Below are 18,461 nucleotides of genomic sequence, written 5' to 3' on the forward strand. Positions count from 1 at the left end.
CAACTAATGTATATCAGCTTATTTTTAGTTTGCTTTTTTTCTTCTCATCCATTGGGTAGCAGCCCATTTATCTCCTATGATAACGGGGGCACCGCCATGTAAGGTTAGCTCGTTTAAAGCAGGATCGTTGTAAAAATATTCAAAGTAGACGGCCATTCCTTTTTGCGGAGAGATTGAAAAATTAAGCTTTGGAAAAAATGTTTCCCCACCGTGTTCTACATCATTTAAGTACATGATGAGTGTGCTTATTCTCGGATTGTTAACAACATGATTTGCGGATGAAAAATAATCAAAATGAGCTTTATATTCTTGTCCTTTTTGATAATGAAGAACTTGAAGACCTTCACCGTGTTCAACGGGTATATTCATGATCGCTGAGATTCTTTTTTCAACCCTCAACACAATGTCATTTTCTTCTTGAAGAAATGTACTGCTGCTTGTTCTAAGATCATTGACTTTACGCGAACTCCCAATTTTTGACCGCTGAAGGTTATCCTTTGATAATTTAATTAGCTCATCACATTCATCATCACTTAATACATTCCCTAAAATAACGATTAGTGGTTCTTCAACTTTAGCAATGATGTTAATGACTCTGTCTTCTGTTACTATTTTATTTCCAATGTGATTAAAAATCGTTGGTTCTTTCATCGTTAATTCTTTCGCATCCATTGTCAACTTTCATCAACCTTTACAATTATTTTTCATAAATAATTAAATGGGTTTGTTTTAGAAAGCGGTCATTCCATCTGTTTTATTAATGCATTCATCTAGAGGAAATCGGTAACAGTTGTGTTTCTCTATTAAGTTTTCATTCCTCCTGCCTTTTCATAGGATGTTACTGATTTCAGTAAATAAATTTTACACCTTGCATCGGTGTTTTTCTACTACTTTATGATTCTATTTTTAATAAAAATTTTTACTCTCTGAAGTTAAAAATACAACTCTTGAATAAAAAATCTGATGAAACAAACAATATAAATAATTTAGCTGTAAAATGAGGAGTGATCACATGGTAAATGTATGGGAAACAGTGATGGATGCCATGAAATCCACGACAGTTCAAGATAAAGATCAACCACTTCATGTCGGAGAAGTGATGTCATGCTGGATGTATTTAGCAGGCCTTGAATTATCAAAAGTTTCTGTTCAAGCAGGTATTAATACTACGACAGATAATGAACTAAAAGCAATCCTTGAAGAAGATATGAAACTTGGAGCGAGTCAAAGGGAAAGGCTCCATGATTTTATGATTAAAGAAGGAATTTCATTACCTCCTGCCCCTGAAGATATGCCGGTATCAGACCCTAACAGTGTGCCTCTCGGTGTTAAATTAACCGATGATGTCATTGCAAATGAATTATCGTTAAAAATTATTAGCTTAATTATGCGTGCTGCTGGTGCTTCTTCAGAATCGATTCGTACAGATGTAGGTTTATTGTTTGTTCAGTTTCAAGCAGAAAAATTAGCTTTCGCGACGATTAAAACATTTAATGCGCAAACGCGGATGGATTAAAGTGCCGCCATTTTACATTCAACCTGGTTCGAAACAACCTTAAGCTCAAAATTCTATAATGGAATGTATGTAATAAAGGTAAAAATAAGCATATCAAAAACAGTAAGAAGCTATTTTAGGATTACATAGACATTACTGAATAGTATACGCCAACCCCCATACCTAGGGATTGGCGTATGTTTATTTTCATTATTTATTCGGAACTTTATATATCGTTTATACATATTTCTTGCTAAGTTGGGAATTTTATTTGTAACTATAATCTTAGGAGATAATCTTTATGAACAATAAAGTATTTAATTTAATCAATTATTATTCTGGACGTTGTTCTCCAATTGATTTGCTAATGATCTTGATTTCAAATAAGATTCGTTATGTGTTTATTTTTGTGTTGATTTTTATGTGGTTTAGAAATGATTTTTATAAAAAAGTGACTTGTAATGCTGTTAAATCTACGGGTATTACAATGGTTATTCACACATTGATTAAATTGTGTTATTTTAAACCACGTCCCTTTGTGAAACATCGTGTCGGCATTCTTATTCCTTCAAAAATGGATTCTAGCTTTCCGAGTAAACATACTCTGCTTGCGTTTGCAATTTCTACTTCTATTTTTCTTTATGACCGTGTCCTTGGTTCCATCATGTGGGTATTATCGGTATTGACAGGCTTCTCCCGTATTTGGGTAGGACATCATTATCCATCTGATATAATCGGTAGTGCATGTATTGGTACGATGGCCAGCATCCTATTAGATAAAACAGATGGTGAATGTTCATCTGATACTGGAATGGAAGAAAATCCCCTTGATTGAAAAGACACTTTGTTTACTTGGATGATAAGTATTTCACATAAATAGCTTGTGAAGAAGTTTCTGTCTTGCAGCCTTCTAAATCTTCTTCATGCAGCAATCCCAGTTGGATGGCTGATTTTATTTTCCCTTCGTCTGGCCTTTTTTGAATAAGATCAAGCAGATTTAGTTCTTCAAGTCTTTTAACAGTTGGTTCCTGTTTATATTTAACTGTTTTTCTAATTTGTCTTTGTAATTTGTAATCTTTAAATACCATTTCCCCCTTGGCATTTTGGCCCACTGATACATCAAAATAGTCATTAAAAACGTTCTTCAGTTCTTCAAGTTCTGTTTCCACTTCTTTTTTCTTATGATTGAGTTCAAGGTAATGAGCAAGCATTTCTCTGGTGATGACCGGTTCATTCGCCAACCTTATCCCCTCATTTCACAGTTGATAGTTCATCATATTGTCTTCATAAGAAAGATATTCATCAAACAGAACGAATGTTCCTGGAAAAGTTATTTAAGAGGATTGTTGTAATGATGGATCTTTATCTAATTTATGATTTGTTTTTACTTGTTCTAAATCACTTTGTTCTATAGGTAATGAAATTTTTACTGTTGTTCCTTTCTTTTGGATACTATGAATTTCAAATTTACCATTATGGTTTTGAATAATTTTTTTGCTGACCATTAACCCCAATCCTGTACCTTCTGTTTTGGTGGTATAAAAGGGCTTACCTAATAAATGAATATTTTCTTCTGGTATCCCTTCCCCATTATCTATTACCGAGATGACTAAATAGGAGTCTTTTTGTTCTAATTTAATATAAATCTTTCCGCCTGCCGACATTGCTTCAATTGAATTCTTTATTACGTTAGCTAATACTTGCTTTATTTGATTTTCTTCACACTTTATTAAAAAAGAATCTCCAACAAATTCTGGGAAAATCTCAATGTTTTTCATTATCGCTTGAATATTTAGGAGGGTAATGACATTTTTAATAATAAGTGATAGATCAGTTACCGAAATATTGACAATATGCGGCTTAGAGAGCACCATGAATTCACTAACGATAAAATTGATCCGGTTTATTTCATCAATCATAATTTTTAAATAATTTTTATTTGAATGATCGTTTGTTTGTTCGTAAATGAATTGAGTAAATCCCTTTAATGATGTTAGTGGATTTCGAATTTCATGAGCAACACCAGCAGCCAATTCTCCAACCAGAGATAGTTTCTCAGACTCTCTTAGCTTTCTTTCACTTTCATTAAGTTCTTCCATTTGTGATAGAAGTTTTTTATCAAGAAAGGCATTTGATAATAACATGATTAACACTACTATTAAAGCTGGTACACTAATAAAAGAACTCAAGCTGTTAGAGCTGACTGTATAATAAGTATTAATTGGTGGAGGATTTGTCATTATAGTAAAATCTGTTCCCCACATGCCGATATAATGCATTCCTGAAATTCCCATACCCATTAATATACAACTTAATATCCTCCATTTTAAATTCATAGAGTGGCGATGATTAAAGAAAAAAAGTAGCCATAACGAGGCAAAGGCCGCTACAACAGCAAATATAAAAGACAGACTGACAATAAGGTGGTTAAAAGTAAGCAGCACATTTGGATACATTGCCCAAACACCTAGGTAGTGCATACAAACAATTCCACCTCCCATAAATAGACTAGATAATAGGAGTCTAAAGGGATTTAATTTCATAAGTAAGAAAGCTATACCTGTTCCTATAATAGAGATAATCAATGAAAGAAAAACAATTCTAATATCATAAATGACATGACTTGACATTTTCATAGCAACCATGCCAACAAAATGCATTGTCCAAATACCAATACCCATTGCAACCGCACAACTTAATAGCCATACATTGTACTTGAAATCTTTAAATACGATCATCTTCCAACGAAGGTCTAAAGCAATGTATGAAAAAAGAATACCTAGAAGAATTGAAAAAACTAACCAGTAATAATTATAGGTATCATTTAAATGATCCATACGACACCACTTCCATTGTCTATTTAAGTTCTATTATCATGATTAACTAGCAAACATTTTTTTAAAAGGGAAAAGGATAATATTGAACAAATATAAAAATATAGGATAACAAAACCTCAAAAATGTCCAACCTCGTATTCCCTATCTAATTAAATATGTACTCTCAAAATACTATCCTTTCTCCAATTATTTTCGATAAAAGTACTAAAAATCCTGCTCATGTCCATTTCTAGCAGTCATGAAAAATAAAAATGGCACATCACATTCTCTTCGTGATGTACCATTTTATGGGTTTCATGTAAACTAAATTTATTTTGAAGCAGGCGCTAGTGAAGCTTCTGGTGATGTAACCTTGTCGTAGAAATCAACAAATTTGTCACGGTCCTCGCTGTCACGGTAAGCCATCGCCACACGCGGATGCTCATTTAATGCACCTGAGATCATGTAAGGAATAATATACCCCCACTCCCATTTTTCACGCATTTCAAGCATGTGGTTTTCAATAACGCCTAGAACAGGCTTCATTTCATAGCTTGGTTTTTGGATGTATGTAACAAGAAGCTCTGTGTGGCAGTTTCCAGCCGCACGGCCCATGCCATAAACAGATGAATCCAGGAATGTTACGCCATTTCGCATCGCTGTTAATGTATTAGCGAAAGCAAGCTGCATGTTGTTATGGGTATGGATTCCTAACTGCTTATTTGGCAGCATCTCTTTAAACTTTTTCACCTGATGCTCAATATCTGTTGGTGCTAGGCTTCCAAACGAGTCAACGATATAAACAACATCAACGGGACTTTTCTTTACCATTTCAAAGGCTTCGATAAGCTGATGCTCAGGTACACTTGATAAAGCCATAATATTAAGCGATGTTTCATAGCCTAAATCATGGAACATTTGAACAAGCTCCAAGCCTTTGTCCACCTCACGGATATAACAGGCAACACGGATCATATCTAATACACTTTGCTCACGCGGCAAAATATCATCAGGGTCGACACGACCAATGTCTACTAATGCGGATAGCTTTGTGAATTTTTTCTCCGTGATGACCTCTTCTTTCAAAAACTGATCATCTAAAAATCTCCACGGATTTGGTTCTTTTGCATTAAGAAGCCTTGGTGAATTTTTGTAGCCAATTTCCATATATTCAACACCAGCTTCACTTAAACCGTTATATAAATCTTGAACAAATTTTACACTAAAATCCCAATTGTTTACCAATCCGCCATCGCGAATCGTACAGTCAATAATATTCGTGCGATTTTCCATACTTATTACTTCCTCCTGATGTATGTACATATATCTTATAAATTTGACATAAAGGTTAGTACGTGTCAACAGTTTTGCAAAATAATTAGGAATTGTGCGAAAATAGGATTTAAAAACCTATTATATATAATCCCTAAAGTTTAATATTCTATTCTAGTTAAGGTTTTGCGGAATTCCTATTTTGATTGTAAAAAGCTTGTCCTGTAACATTATTATGGTGAATAAAAACCTATCTTAAAGTTGACTTTAACTCTTCATTTCTTACCTCTAAAAAATACATTTTATACACAAAATCTCTACCGCCATTTTTTTCATACCATTTATTTATTCGATTGATATGCTCTTTGTCATCTCTTACTTTGGCTTCAATTTCTTGATACTTCTCATACCTATCGTACTCCCAAATGGCGAATATCTCAGTGGTTGTTTCATCATTAGGTATCATCCATCTACCAATTAATCGTGCACCGTATTTTAGTTGATTAGGTAAATTTGTTTCATTAAAATGGGCATTAAAAATTTCAATAAATTCATTTTTTACAATGTAAAACTTTCTCCTGTAAAACAAATTTCTCGCTCTCCCCTATTTTAATTAATAACTACGTATAGTATTATCAAAGATTTCGACAGTGAAGGTCTTTATTTTGTAAAAGTATCTGCTAGTCAGAATGGTTCAATGATTATGCCTCAAAAACAGTTTATCGTAGGTGAACTTTCTAAAAGTGAATTAGAATACTTACAAAAAGGTGCACAAAAACAAAATGCCCCTCATGAACATCACCATTAAATGATAGAAATCCGGTTTTCATTTGAAGACCGGATGTTTGCTAAGTGATACGCTTTATTACCCTTTTTTTGCACCTCAATGCTTTAACTAAGACGAACAACCTCCGCCACAGCTTGAGCAGGAGGAACCGCATCCACTATTTCCGCCGCCATCGCCTGAACCATCGCCATGGTTATCCCCGGAACGATCAGAGGAAGCTGTACCGCAGAAAACGGCGTTGGAGCAACCGCTGGTATATTTTGCTACTTGAGTAAATGCATATACTTTCGCGTATTCCCAATAGTCATTAAAATAATAAAACGAGAAGAATACCATAACAAGTGACAAGGAAGTCATATCACCATATGTCTGTTGCTTTGTAAATGAGCCTTTTTTATCAACCTGATAGATCTTTTCCGCTTCATTTATTTGCTTCTTCATGCGATCGACTAAATATTCAGCCAGTCCTTTATTAACTTCGCTTTGACGAAAATACTTTTCCAACAAAGCTTCCTTACTATTTTCCTTAAATTCTTTTAAAATCTCGTTAGATAACGGGTGATTGAAAAAACTCCCCCAAGTCTTCCAGCTAAATTCGGTAATTTGAAACAGCTGTGAGAAAACCCAGTCGAAAAATGCGCGATCCTGTGGTGCTGGATCGGGATTTGTGTTTGGAATATGATGAAGCATTTCCCCTAAAAATTGCTCTGAAAATGACTGATACTCTTTCGTAAAAAGGATCATTTCATGCCAGATTTCATCGACATCTTCACTAAACATAGGGGCTTTCTTTAGAATGTTAGCGACTAGGAAATACCTTTTTAATTCAAACAAAAGCCACTCAAACTCATCCTCGCTCCGTTGGGGATGCTCCTTAAGGAATCGCTGCTTAACTTGTTGAATATACTCATCGTCTAAAGCCATATTTAATTGATTAAGTAAAGGCTGGATTGGGACATGGTTTAATACACCTAGATTTTCCGGTATATTCTCCTTAATTAATTTTGGCTGACCTTTTTTGATTGAAGCAATGATCCCAACTGTAATACCGGCTAACAGCAGGCCTCCAAAAATAACACCAATAATCATTTCACTCCCCCTCCCCCTTTTTGAAAAATATATATGTTTTGGTAAAATTATACTACACTTTCAGTGTTATTTTAAGAGTTTTAGAGCTTTAGGCTAGTTTTAGATTGGGAATTTTTTAAAACTGGATTTTTGATAAATTAATTGGTTTCCTTTTATTTGAGAAACTTGAAACCTCACTATAGGTTCAATTACATTTTGCCAACCAAATGATGTTTGTAAAATTTCATAAAACCGAAAAATATTTAATGGAACCGATGATGTTGTAGGCTACACGGAAGCCGTGAACAACTAGGAACTTTTGGGCGGTTTGTTTTAAAGATTCAATCGAATGAACCGCTGTGCCTTCTAGAAACATTATTTCGTTACGTGGCCATTCAAAAATGATCGATGTAGCTCCTTCTAAAACAAGCATTAACATACTGAAAAAAATCCAATAACGTGCAGGCTTTACTTTCCATGCCAAAATGAATGCTGCTACCCCTGTCAAAATGCTAGCGGCTCCTAATGGTGCCGTTAAAGAGACGAATCTTCTATTTAAATACTACGTTCTTTTATTTGCTGTTCTATTTTCTTTTTAAAATGTTCAAGTGGAACACTTTCCGATTGTTGTTCTCCGTATTTTCTAACATTTACTTCATGTTCTTTCACTTCATTGTCCCCCAGCACCAGCATATAAGGGATTTTTTGCATTTGTGCTTCTCTTATTTTATACCCTAGCTTTTCGTTACTATTGTCAATTTTCACCCTTACTCCCAGTTGTTTCAGTTCGGATTGAATCTGTAAACAATAGTCCAAGTGAACCTGTGAGATCGGGATAATTTGCACTTGCACAGGTGCAAGCCAAACAGGAAAAGCACCTGCAAAATGTTCGATTAAGATACCAAAGAAACGATCAATGGATCCAAAAATAGCACGATGAATGACCACAGGTCGAACCTTTTCATTGTTTTCATTAATATAAGTTAAATCAAATTTTTCCGGCATTTGAAAATCAAGCTGGATTGTTGCACATTGATGGCTTCGTTTTAAAGCATCTTTAATATGGAAATCTATTTTCGGACCATAGAATGCCCCATCGCCTTCATTTATATGGTAATCAATTTCTAAATGATCAAGTACATTCTTTAATGCTTCTTCAGACATTTCCCAAAATCTGTCATGACCTAATGAATTCTCTGGACGAGTGGAAAGCTCCACCGAATAGTCAAAGCCAAATGTACGATATACTTGGTCAATTAAAGAAAAGACCTGTTTAATTTCACTTTCAATTTGATCCTCTCGAACAAAAATATGGGCATCATCCTGGCAAAATGTACGGACCCGAAGCATTCCATTTAACGCACCACTGTATTCATGACGGTGAACCTGACCATATTCCGCTATTCGAACTGGTAAATCCCGATAAGAATAAAGGTCATTTTTAAAAATTAGCATATGCCCTGGGCAGTTCATTGGTTTGAGAGCGAAATGTTTCTGTTCGACTTTTGTGAAGTACATATTCTCATGGTAATGATCCCAATGGCCCGAATTCTCCCATAATTGTTGATTCATCATAAATGGAGTACGAACCTCAGCGTAACCAGCTTTGTTTTGAAGTTCACGAGAGAATTGTTCTAATTCATTTCGAACAATTTGTCCTTTTGGTAAATAAAACGGCATTCCTGGAGCTTCCTCAGAAAACATAAATAACTCCAATTGCTTTCCTAATTTCCGATGATCTCGATTTGCTGTTTTTTCTAAGAAATGTAGATATTCAGTTACATCCTTTTTCTTTTTAAATGCCACGCCATACACCCGTTGCAGCACTTCATTTTGACTATCACCTCGCCAATAAGCACCTGATACACGAGTTAATTTGACTGCTTTTATGAAGCCAGTGGATGGAAGATGTGGGCCGCGACAAAGATCTATAAATTCTCCCTGTTGATAAAGAGTAATTTTTTCATCTTTTGGAATATCCTTTAATATCTCTAACTTAAATGGTTCACCTTTTTCTTCAAATAATTTTTCGGCCTCTTGATAAGAAACTTCGATTCGTTCGATTTCTAAATTCTCGTTTATGATGTTTTCCATCTCTTTCTCAATGGCAAGTAAGTCGTTGGAAGTCAAACTGTGTTCCAGTTTCAAATCATAGTAAAATCCATCTTCAATGACTGGACCTATCCCAAGTTTTACATTGTCATAGAGCCTTTTAACAGCTTGTGCCAATACATGTGCGGATGAGTGCCTTAAAACTTGCAATCCTTCCTCTGAATCAAGGGATAATATAGAGACTTCCGCATCCTGTTCGATCTTGCAGCTTAAATCTACCAGTTGGTTATTTACTTTCCCTGCAACTGCATGTTTGCTTAAACTTGAGCTAATGGAGTCTGCTATATTTTTCACTGTCATGCCTTTCGAAAATTCCTTTATTTTTCCGTCTGGAAATGTAACCTCAATTAATTTACTCATTACAATAAACACTCCTTTTTATGTGAAAAATAAAAAAACGCACTCATCCCTATGAAAGGGACGAGTGCGTAATACCCGTGGTTCCACCCAATTTCCCATAAGCAAAAAGAAAACTTACGGCTCTGGTGCTATAACGCAGCATAGACGGTATTGGATACTAATATTCCCCAATACAGCTCAAAGGTGGTAAATTATTTCCCTAAGCTAGGAAGGTCACAGCAACTCCTTCCCTCTCTGAAAACCGTAAAAACAATTCATGTCCTTTTCATCGCAATCATTTTATATGTGATTGTAAAAATAAAAACGCACTCATCCCAATGAAGGGACGAGTGCGTAATACTCGTGGTTCCACCCAATTTCCCATAAGTTAAAAGAAAACTTACGGCTCTGGTGCTGTAACGCAGCATTGACGGTATTGGATACTTATTTTCCCAATACAGCTCAAAGGTGGTAAGATACTTTCCTGCGTTAGGAAGATTTCAGCTATCCTTCCCTCTCTGGAAACCGTAAAAGTAACTCATGTCCTTATCAGCGCTTTTATAAATTCAAGCATTCATTTAAATTATTTTACATATTACAATAAATTTCCATAAATAGCAATACCTATTTTTTGTATTTTTACGAAAACTTCTAACCTTCTATAAGAAAATGGTTGCTGTTGCAACCCTTGGAATTTAACCTAAGTAAATGTTGTAAAATTAGGTTAACACTTGCACACCATTAAATGGTTTCCATAAGGGTCTTTGAAATTAAACCAATGGTTATGCTCAATTTCTGTTGTTAATTCAACATTCTTACTTTTCATATACTCATACGCTTGTTCGATATTGTTAGTGTTAAAATGAAAAAGTGGAGTGTTGAAAATAGTATCCTCTGAATAAATCTTGCTATCTAATACAATTCCTGTACCATTCATTGGTACAATATATAAATGACCAGATAGTATCTCACCATCTGCTATTAACCCTAATATGTCACAATACCATTCACGTGCCTCTTCAACATTCTTTACAGGAATAAAAATTGTTCCGATTTTATTTAATATAGGGTTCATAAACTACCTCCATAAATAAATTTCAAGTATATATATTAATTCGCTTTTAGTTTTTATATTCCCTTCTTGTCAAGCATCACTGCACTGTTTAAGAAAAATCCCCAGCTTCATATCGAAGTAAAGTGTGCTCAACAATAGAAAAAGCACAAATCTTGCTGCAGAATTGTGCTTTTTCTATTGTTGAGGATTGTAAAGTTTTGGTTATGATTTAAATGATAGTTCCTTTTCTTCTAATGAAGCTTTAAGTGTAGGTAGAGAAGCAGGTCCTATCCCATGAAATTTTAAAATTTCTTTTTCGCTGTAATCTGACAGTTTTTCCAATGTAGTAATTCCTTCATGTATCAATGCGTTTCTAGCAGGTGAAGAAAGTTTTGAAAGAAATCCACTGTCCGGCTTACTTTCTTGCTCACACGTAGGGCAGCTTGGACAGTCAGTACTTTTATAATATTTGTGTCCTTTGTTACATATCCTTAAATTCTTTTGATTAGTCATCTAAATACACCTCATAAAATTGGTATGTTATTTACTTCTTATTCTTTAAATGCATCGATTCTTTTCTCTTCAAAGTAACTTTTCTTCTTCGAAGCTTCCTGCTAGTAAGGATACCGGATTCGGAATTAAGAATTCAACCATAACGCCATAACACTTAATGGAAAGTGCTTCAGTACGAATCTCAATTTCATAATTAAGTTGTCTAAATTAGTTTAAAAAACTGTAAACTTGCAAAAAAAGTAAAGAAAAGACACCACTTCAGGTGGGGTCTCTTTTCATAAATAGGTAAATTATGCTGCTTGTCTTCTTTCAATACGTGAACGTACTCTAAAGTAAGATACTGTAATGAATAAGTAAATGACGATTGTAATCGTCGTTACCATGATAGATGTAGTAGCTATTACACCAATTAATATAGCAATCAGCGCCAATAATGCGAACCAAGTCGTGTAAGGATAAAAACGAACTTTATAGCAACCTTGCTGTGTCTGATTTGTGCGAGATTTCAAATGTGCTATCGCAATAATAATCCATATACAAAGAACCGTATATCCAAGAGAACCCATTAAGTAATTAAACGTATTACTCCCGGCAAATACAGAAATAAGCACTCCTGCATACAGTGATGATGTACATGCTAATATCGCATAAACAGGCACCTGCTTTTTCGACACTTTTGCAAATAGTTTTGGCATCCGACCATCCGCCGCTTGTGTGTAAAGAACACGTGACGATGCATATAGCCCAGAATTCATTGATGAAATTATAGCTAACAAGATAATAGCATTCATTATGTGATCTGCATATGGAATTCCTATCATGCTAAACACCGTCACAAACGGGCTCTCTGGTACGCCATTCACTTGATTCCATGGGATCAAGCTCACAATAATGAAAAATGGTAAAATATAAAAAGAAATAATCCGTATCAATGTACCTCTCACTGCTTTAGGTATAATCTTTTCCGGATCTTTTACCTCTGCCAACGTAACACCTATCATTTCAGTACCACCGTATGAATAAATGACCACCAGCATAGCCATGATCAATCCATGCATACCATTAGGGAAAAATCCTCCATGCTGTGTAAGATGTGAAAATCCTGTTGCGGTATGGTCTTGAAACGGTATTAATAAAATGATTAAACCGGTTATAATAAATAATACAATGACACTGATTTTTAACAATGTGAGCCAATACTCTGTTTCTGCAAATAGCTTAACTGAAAATAAGTTCACAAGGGTAACAATGGCAGATACCATTAAAGCCAGTACCCAAACTGGAATATCTGGAAGCCAGTATTGCAGAAAAATAGCAGCAACCACTGATTCCGCAGCGATATTTAATACCCACATTTTCCAATAAATCCAGTCTAGAAAGTGTGCAGCATAATTACCTAAAACTGGCTCAATTAAATCACGAAATGTTCTTGCCTGTTTGTTTCTAACTGCCATTTCAGCAAGGCCCTGCATAATAAAAAGCAAGATGATACCTCCAACCATATACGCAAGAATGACAGCAGGGCCCGCCATATCGATGGCCGTACTGCTTCCTTTAAATAATCCAGCACCTATAGCTCCTCCCAGCGCCATCATCATAATATGGCGTGATGTCATCGTCCGTTTTAAACTTTCTTGTTTGTTACTCATACTTATAGTCTCCTAATCTTTGATAGTATACAAAAAAACCCATCATCTCTTAAAAAGAGACGATGGGCTTTTGGCCAACCGCGGTACCACTCTTATTGACTACGCTTCTTACAAAGTCCAGCTTTCTGCACAGTTTTAATATGCTAAACCTTTTAACGGAGGTTAGTCGTTAGAGCCTAATTTATTCGGCTTCACCACTCCTAGACGAGTTCAAAGTTTCATGTGACTGCGTTTCACCACCCCGCAGCTCTCTGTCCATCATGAACATTCTTCTACTACTTCTATTCATCGTGTTCGTTATTTTTATCAAGTAATGCATGTGTAAAATTACTATATTGAAATACTATACAAGCTGACAACCTCATTGTCAATGAATATAACGAATTTTTATAATATTTCACAAATCTCCTTTCAACATTTACGCTTCGTTTCCCATAAAGGATTAACATATAACTTTTACTTCACTGTTCTTAACATTGTAATAAAAACTTTTATTTTCATAACATTTAGAAATACTCCTGAGCTTAATAAACAATCCAAAATTACCCTTGTAAGAGTATCAAGAACGTACAAGTAAAATCTGATTTATGCTAGGTGTCTGCCCATCTAAAACGGGACATCTCTCACCTTCTTGTTTGTATGAATATACTGCATGATGGAGGTGTCTTCATGCGTGGACTTTATGTGGATAATCCCTTAAGCCGGGATCAATTAAAAGACTGGGAAAAAAGTTATTTAGAGAAGTTCTCAGCAAAAATGAGTAATAAAGCAAATCCATTTCCCTGCATCCCTGCAGTCATCGGCTTCAAACAAAATCAGTTGATATACAGCTTTATTGGTGATCCGCGAAAATCTTCTACAGTAGCTGACCTTGCCGTAGCATTGAGTGGTTATATGAAGGTTGCAAAGGATATTGGCAACTACACGTCGTTGATCGTTTTTTATGAAACTCCTGATGATATGAAGAAAAGGTTTAGTACAGAAGAGTATGAAAAATTATTTTGGAAGAATTTAAGTGAATTAAATGCATACGACAGATTTGAATGGCCTGAGGATATACCTTCGAATCCCCATGATCCTTTATGGGAGTTTTGTTATAGCAAGGAGAAATATTTCATGTACTGTGCAACACCAGCCCATAAGCATCGAAAAAGCAGGCATTTTGATGGAATGATGCTCGCAATTACACCACGATGGGTACTAGAGGAATTTAACAAGCATTCTAAGTTTGCAAAGGGGATTAGAAAACAAATAAGGAAAAGGCTGATAACTTACGATTCAGCTCCTATCCACCATGATTTAAACAGTTATGGGCTGGAGGATAATTTTGAGTGGAGACAATATTTCCTTCGGGATGATGATACATCTTTGTCCAAATGCCCCTATCATCGGGTCCTTAAAAATTTAAAGTTTGATACTTAAAACGCAGGAAATCCAGCCTACCTGCGTTTATTTTAGTAATTTAGTTTTATTTTCAAAAAGGTATTGAATTCCATATAACAAAAACGCTTTGTAATAGAAATATAAGAAAAATTGAAATTTATTTATTTTGACTAAACGAGCAATTTTTATTTTTTCTAATATTGTTAAATAAAAGCGAAGAAAATATTTATTGCAGCATTTATTACTAAAAATTTCCTAAGATTTCCGAATGACCATTTTAATCCCCATAAGGAACTTACGATAAAAGGGCCAATATTAAAAGGAAATTCGTTATTGAAATATGAGTTTGGTTTATTATAAAAAATCCACCACTTTTTATTCTTAACAAGTTTAACATTTATTGCTTCAAAAACTACAATGAGCATTGATGCAGGAAGAAATCTTTTAAATTGACGCCATCCATAAAAGGGTAAGGATAACCAAGAAAGGATAATCATTGTAATACTAATATTCCACTGATTTTTCAATGACATGTTCATGTACCTCCCTTTATATTGTTTCCTATTTCTCCTTTATCATCCATCGTCATCTAGTTATAATCGATAAGACAAAGGATGAATGCCCATTTGGTTTTTGGCATCGAGAATCTCCATTTTTATTGCATGATCTATGTATAAATTTGTTTTAATATGCCTCTTTCATTAACTCATGAATTTTTTCGCTTAATTTTTCTTTTAATTCTCCATCCTTTTTATGTAAGTAATGGTATTTAGAATTCCAGTTAACGTTATGGCAATTTTTATGAGCAAGCAAAAGAGTCAAGCCCATTATCAAGGGTTTGACTCTTGTCTGTAAGACTCGTTCATGCAAAATTTAGACCCTTAACGAGCCGCGGAATCCTCTGGCAGCATAGTAAGAGTCGGCACCGTTGTGATACACGAAGACGTGTCCGAAGCGAAAATCGCAAAAAAGGGCACCGCCGAGTTCTCTAATATCAGAGGGAGTTTGCACCCAGCTCGACGTTTTCATATCGAAATTTCCAAGTTCCTGCAATCCTCGATATTGTTCTTCCGTTAATAGTTCAATGCCCATGGCAGCTGCCATATCAATCGCATTATTTTCTGGCTTATGTTTTTTCCTTGACTCCAGCGCTTCGCGGTCGTAACAAACACTTCTGCGGCCTTTAGGACTTTCCGTTGAACAATCAAAAAAAATGTATTCGTCCTTCTGTTTATCATAACCAACAACATCCGGTTCACCGCCAGTTGTTTCCATTTCATTGAGTGACCACAGTTTTTCAGTATTAGTTTCCAGCTTTGCTTGGATTTTGGCCCATTCAAGATCTTGATGGCGATTCATGTGTTTCTCAAAACGGGCTTTCAATGTTTTGAGTAATTCTTCACGTTGTTCTAGTGACAATTCCTTTTTATTGCTTTTTGTCATATTAGTTCCCCCTCGTTATATTGGATTAAGTTATATAAATAGTTGCTTTCTAATAAAGTGTTTTCTGAAACTGGAGAAAATGGCGATTAGAACCCCTCTAAAAGAATAAATCAAATATATTTTCGTTTGTAAAGGAATAGTCTCATTATTTTACTAAAAATATCTTTCTCCAATCATCTTCCATTTTCTTTACTATTTTACCATGGAGGATAAATATGTAAAAAGCATGTTCAATCATACGTGCTATTTAATGGAAAAAGAAAAAGGATTGCCGCAGCAATCCCAAATTTCACGCATAAGTTTTATTAATTCGTATTTTTTGTAGAGACGATGAAATGTCTCCTTGTGGAAAAAATCCCCTTTTTATTAACTTACCGTTTTTGAAGCCAGATAAGCGACAAGTATATAACGTTCAGGAGCTGAGCCGATATATTCAAAGGGATAACAGGTACTGACGGTTAGCGTAGCTCTTGGTTTGGGCACGATAACGGTACGATCTTCTTCATCAACAATTCGTACTTTGTTGACTTTGTATTTGAATTCCCCTGCGGATGTTCGAACGATTAACCAATCTCCTTCGCCGACCTCCCCAAGTTTTCGGAATACTGTATCACGATGACCGGAAAGAACGGAATTGTCATTTTCACCTGGCAGCACACTTTCGGCAAAATGACCAACTCCTCTTTCAAGCTCATCCTCGTCAGTTCCGTGATAGATTGGAAGTGTTGCGTTTAATTTTGGTATATACAGTTCTCCTATTTCTTCCCCTTTTTTAGGACGTTCAGAATAGAGTTCTTCTTCTGTATCTTTTACCGTTTTCTTTGTTGGTTCTGTTACTTGGCTGCTCTGAGTATAAGTCTTATCAGCAAAATAACCTTTTGTAAACTTATATATATTGTTTATAGAAAACCAAAAACCAAATAAGATGATCACAATAGTAAATAAAAGAAGAAACAACTGTTTTTTGCGATTGAATGTCTTATTTGTTTTAGGCTCCATTTTAAGCATTTTTCACCTTTCGATACATCAATATTCCGAAAAATACAATGACAAGTCCAAAGAGTGTATTCGGAATATAATCAGAAGCAGTTTTTGGAAGTTTAGCACCTTTTACGGTTCTATGTTCCGTATTCTTCTCAGTAGCAAGGACTTTTTGTTTTTCTGCTTTAATTGGTGATGTAAGCTTTTCTGTTTTTGCTGCAGGTGTACGTTCAGTAGTCTCGATCACTGCCTCTGCAGACTCCTCTATTTGTTCGCCTGTTTCAGTGACTGTTTCGGAATCCACCATTTCTCCTGTTACAATGAGGTCCGCTAGGAATTGTCCAGCAGTGTTAGATAATATTATCTTCAATTTAGCACCTTTCAGTTCGTCTATTTTCATTAAGTCAACAAGTGATAAAGGTGTTTCTGAACCATCTTTCACGAGGCTATATACTACTTTTAGCTTAAAGATCGAAAGTAATTCTTCATAGATAGAAGCCAACTCAGCAATTTGTTCGGCTGTAAGCTCGGCAGCTGCATCAAAGTCTTCGAAAGCCATCATGCGGTTAGCCAATGCATCAAGTCGTTCTAGTGTTTCAGGATTGGAGAGATGTTCCTCTAAAGACATTAAATGGTCTTCGATTCGTTGGAGCTCCTCACCGGTAAGATCGATTTCTTCCTGGAAAATTGGAAGCAGCTCTTCAGCTATTTCTTCTTCCATTCCAGGAAGCAGTTCGCCTTCATAATAGATCCAAACAGCATTATCAAGGTCATCAATATAAATATAATCGTTGAGATCCTCACCGTTTTCTTCTAACAATTTAATGATGGCTTGTCTATCCAACTCATAATTTTCGTAAAAGTAATCTAAATTACTTAGATCAGCTTTAATGACTTCACCTAAGAAACTACTAAGATCTTCGACTGTTTCAAATTCTTCAATATTCGTTTCATAAATAGCAAGGGAAGCTTCCAGATCTTCCTTCGTTACCTCAAATCCTCTTTCTTCGCTAACTTTACTTAAATAATCCACTAGGTCTTGCTCAAAGTTTGGATCACGTTCAAATACTCCATCTTCTGTATAGAAGAAAACAGCTGTATCTAGGTCATCTAGGAAAATATAATCGTTTATTTCTTCCCCATTTTCTGCTAACAATTGATGGAGCCCTTCTTCATCCAATTCATATTGCTCATAAATATATTCTACGTTACTTAAATCTTCTTTGATGACTTCACCTAAGAAATCACCCATCTCTTCAACAGAATCATAGTTTTCTATACTGTCTTCATATAGAGCTAGAGATGCTTCTATATCTTCTTTCGTTACTTCAAATCCTCTTTCGTTACTCACTTCTTGTAAATATTGTGTAAGTTCTTGCTCAAACTTAGTGTTTGAAGCGGCCATTGTTAATTGCGGAAAAAAGCTGATTAACAATGAAAATGAAAGTAAAATGGCCCCCAATTTTTTCATCTTTATACCCATTCCTTTCGCTTCGCTCAAGGCACAAAACGTAATGAAATAAGTTTTGTACCTCGAGCGTCTATTTAT

Annotated in this window: 18 protein-coding genes and 3 other annotated features; of the genes, 3 read left to right on the top strand and 15 right to left on the bottom strand. The window is 35.2% G+C overall.

Annotation, left to right across the window (positions count from 1 at the left end):
- Nucleotides 1-24: 24 nt before the first annotated feature.
- Nucleotides 25-672: a 2OG-Fe(II) oxygenase gene (locus Q1B07_RS09980; RefSeq protein WP_299088837.1), complete on the bottom strand. Its 648-nt coding sequence runs from the start codon at nt 670-672 to the stop codon at nt 25-27.
- A 340-nt stretch (nt 673-1,012) separates the two neighbouring features.
- On the opposite strand from Q1B07_RS09980, the gene Q1B07_RS09985 reads away from it, so the two are divergent.
- Nucleotides 1,013-1,516, top strand: coding sequence for a DUF3231 family protein (locus tag Q1B07_RS09985; protein ID WP_299088797.1), 504 nt, complete (start codon nt 1,013-1,015; stop codon nt 1,514-1,516).
- 280 nt (nt 1,517-1,796) lie between these two features.
- Complete coding sequence (locus Q1B07_RS09990; RefSeq protein ID WP_299088798.1) at nt 1,797-2,330, top strand: undecaprenyl-diphosphatase; 534 nt, start codon at nt 1,797-1,799, stop codon at nt 2,328-2,330.
- 13 nt (nt 2,331-2,343) lie between these two features.
- On the opposite strand, the gene Q1B07_RS09995 is transcribed toward Q1B07_RS09990, so the two are convergent.
- The 10 genes from Q1B07_RS09995 to Q1B07_RS10040 form a co-directional block, all read right to left on the bottom strand.
- Nucleotides 2,344-2,736 (bottom strand): hypothetical protein, encoded by a 393-nt coding sequence (locus Q1B07_RS09995; RefSeq protein WP_366945175.1) that lies wholly within the window; start codon nt 2,734-2,736, stop codon nt 2,344-2,346.
- 93 nt (nt 2,737-2,829) lie between these two features.
- On the bottom strand, nt 2,830-4,332 hold the full coding sequence (locus tag Q1B07_RS10000; RefSeq protein WP_299088800.1) for an MHYT domain-containing protein: 1,503 nt from the start codon (nt 4,330-4,332) through the stop codon (nt 2,830-2,832).
- Nucleotides 4,333-4,641: 309 nt separating this feature from the next.
- On the bottom strand, nt 4,642-5,604 hold the full coding sequence (locus tag Q1B07_RS10005; protein WP_299088801.1) for an aldolase catalytic domain-containing protein: 963 nt from the start codon (nt 5,602-5,604) through the stop codon (nt 4,642-4,644).
- 229 nt (nt 5,605-5,833) lie between these two features.
- Complete coding sequence (locus Q1B07_RS10010; RefSeq protein ID WP_299088802.1) at nt 5,834-6,172, bottom strand: NIPSNAP family protein; 339 nt, start codon at nt 6,170-6,172, stop codon at nt 5,834-5,836.
- A gap of 306 nt (nt 6,173-6,478) precedes the next feature.
- Nucleotides 6,479-7,459 (bottom strand): hypothetical protein, encoded by a 981-nt coding sequence (locus Q1B07_RS10015; protein WP_299088803.1) that lies wholly within the window; start codon nt 7,457-7,459, stop codon nt 6,479-6,481.
- 223 nt (nt 7,460-7,682) lie between these two features.
- Nucleotides 7,683-7,946 (bottom strand): hypothetical protein, encoded by a 264-nt coding sequence (locus Q1B07_RS10020; protein ID WP_299088805.1) that lies wholly within the window; start codon nt 7,944-7,946, stop codon nt 7,683-7,685.
- Between the two features lie 47 nt (nt 7,947-7,993).
- Nucleotides 7,994-9,910 (bottom strand): threonine--tRNA ligase, encoded by a 1,917-nt coding sequence (gene thrS, locus Q1B07_RS10025; RefSeq protein ID WP_299088807.1) that lies wholly within the window; start codon nt 9,908-9,910, stop codon nt 7,994-7,996.
- 53 nt (nt 9,911-9,963) lie between these two features.
- Nucleotides 9,964-10,188: a binding site (T-box leader), on the bottom strand.
- 40 nt (nt 10,189-10,228) lie between these two features.
- Nucleotides 10,229-10,451, bottom strand: a binding site (T-box leader).
- Between the two features lie 162 nt (nt 10,452-10,613).
- Entirely contained in the window at nt 10,614-10,964 is a 351-nt protein-coding gene (locus Q1B07_RS10030) for a VOC family protein (protein WP_299088809.1), read from the bottom strand.
- Nucleotides 10,965-11,165: 201 nt separating this feature from the next.
- Complete coding sequence (locus Q1B07_RS10035) at nt 11,166-11,456, bottom strand: RNA polymerase alpha subunit C-terminal domain-containing protein (RefSeq protein WP_299088811.1); 291 nt, start codon at nt 11,454-11,456, stop codon at nt 11,166-11,168.
- Between the two features lie 290 nt (nt 11,457-11,746).
- A complete protein-coding gene (locus tag Q1B07_RS10040) occupies nt 11,747-13,105 on the bottom strand; it encodes an amino acid permease (protein WP_299088814.1) in 1,359 nt (452 codons plus the stop codon).
- Nucleotides 13,106-13,157: 52 nt separating this feature from the next.
- Nucleotides 13,158-13,403 (bottom strand) — a binding site (T-box leader).
- Between the two features lie 371 nt (nt 13,404-13,774).
- Between Q1B07_RS10040 and Q1B07_RS10045 the strand changes: the two genes are divergently transcribed.
- Nucleotides 13,775-14,527 (top strand): YqcI/YcgG family protein, encoded by a 753-nt coding sequence (locus Q1B07_RS10045; protein WP_299088816.1) that lies wholly within the window; start codon nt 13,775-13,777, stop codon nt 14,525-14,527.
- Between the two features lie 164 nt (nt 14,528-14,691).
- On the opposite strand, the gene Q1B07_RS10050 is transcribed toward Q1B07_RS10045, so the two are convergent.
- The 4 genes from Q1B07_RS10050 to Q1B07_RS10065 all read right to left on the bottom strand — a co-directional run.
- Nucleotides 14,692-15,021, bottom strand: coding sequence for a hypothetical protein (locus tag Q1B07_RS10050; RefSeq protein WP_299088818.1), 330 nt, complete (start codon nt 15,019-15,021; stop codon nt 14,692-14,694).
- Between the two features lie 340 nt (nt 15,022-15,361).
- Complete coding sequence (locus Q1B07_RS10055) at nt 15,362-15,931, bottom strand: DUF4256 domain-containing protein (RefSeq protein ID WP_299088819.1); 570 nt, start codon at nt 15,929-15,931, stop codon at nt 15,362-15,364.
- A gap of 366 nt (nt 15,932-16,297) precedes the next feature.
- Nucleotides 16,298-16,930, bottom strand: coding sequence for a class D sortase (locus Q1B07_RS10060; protein ID WP_299088821.1), 633 nt, complete (start codon nt 16,928-16,930; stop codon nt 16,298-16,300).
- A 1-nt stretch (nt 16,931) separates the two neighbouring features.
- A partial coding sequence (locus Q1B07_RS10065; protein WP_299088822.1) for a processed acidic surface protein occupies nt 16,932-18,461 on the bottom strand: 1,530 nt, incomplete at its 5' end.

Origin of the sequence: uncultured Metabacillus sp. (genome assembly GCF_947503125.1) — a bacterium.
Classification (GTDB): domain Bacteria; phylum Bacillota; class Bacilli; order Bacillales; family Bacillaceae; genus Metabacillus.

Bases quoted from the DNA above. Each gene is read 5' to 3' on its own strand.
- thrS (WP_299088807.1), bottom strand. From the start codon at position 9,910: ATGAGTAAATTAATTGAGGTTACATTTCCAGACGGAAAAATAAAGGAA.
- Q1B07_RS10040 (WP_299088814.1), bottom strand. From the start codon at position 13,105: ATGAGTAACAAACAAGAAAGTTTAAAACGGACGATGACATCACGCCAT.
- Q1B07_RS10050 (WP_299088818.1), bottom strand. From the start codon at position 15,021: ATGTCATTGAAAAATCAGTGGAATATTAGTATTACAATGATTATCCTT.
- Q1B07_RS10030 (WP_299088809.1), bottom strand. From the start codon at position 10,964: ATGAACCCTATATTAAATAAAATCGGAACAATTTTTATTCCTGTAAAG.
- Q1B07_RS10035 (WP_299088811.1), bottom strand. From the start codon at position 11,456: ATGACTAATCAAAAGAATTTAAGGATATGTAACAAAGGACACAAATAT.
- Q1B07_RS09985 (WP_299088797.1), top strand. From the start codon at position 1,013: ATGGTAAATGTATGGGAAACAGTGATGGATGCCATGAAATCCACGACA.
- Q1B07_RS10015 (WP_299088803.1), bottom strand. From the start codon at position 7,459: ATGATTATTGGTGTTATTTTTGGAGGCCTGCTGTTAGCCGGTATTACA.
- Q1B07_RS10005 (WP_299088801.1), bottom strand. From the start codon at position 5,604: ATGGAAAATCGCACGAATATTATTGACTGTACGATTCGCGATGGCGGA.
- Q1B07_RS09990 (WP_299088798.1), top strand. From the start codon at position 1,797: ATGAACAATAAAGTATTTAATTTAATCAATTATTATTCTGGACGTTGT.
- Q1B07_RS10000 (WP_299088800.1), bottom strand. From the start codon at position 4,332: ATGGATCATTTAAATGATACCTATAATTATTACTGGTTAGTTTTTTCA.
- Q1B07_RS09980 (WP_299088837.1), bottom strand. From the start codon at position 672: ATGGATGCGAAAGAATTAACGATGAAAGAACCAACGATTTTTAATCAC.
- Q1B07_RS10045 (WP_299088816.1), top strand. From the start codon at position 13,775: ATGCGTGGACTTTATGTGGATAATCCCTTAAGCCGGGATCAATTAAAA.
- Q1B07_RS10055 (WP_299088819.1), bottom strand. From the start codon at position 15,931: ATGACAAAAAGCAATAAAAAGGAATTGTCACTAGAACAACGTGAAGAA.
- Q1B07_RS10060 (WP_299088821.1), bottom strand. From the start codon at position 16,930: ATGGAGCCTAAAACAAATAAGACATTCAATCGCAAAAAACAGTTGTTT.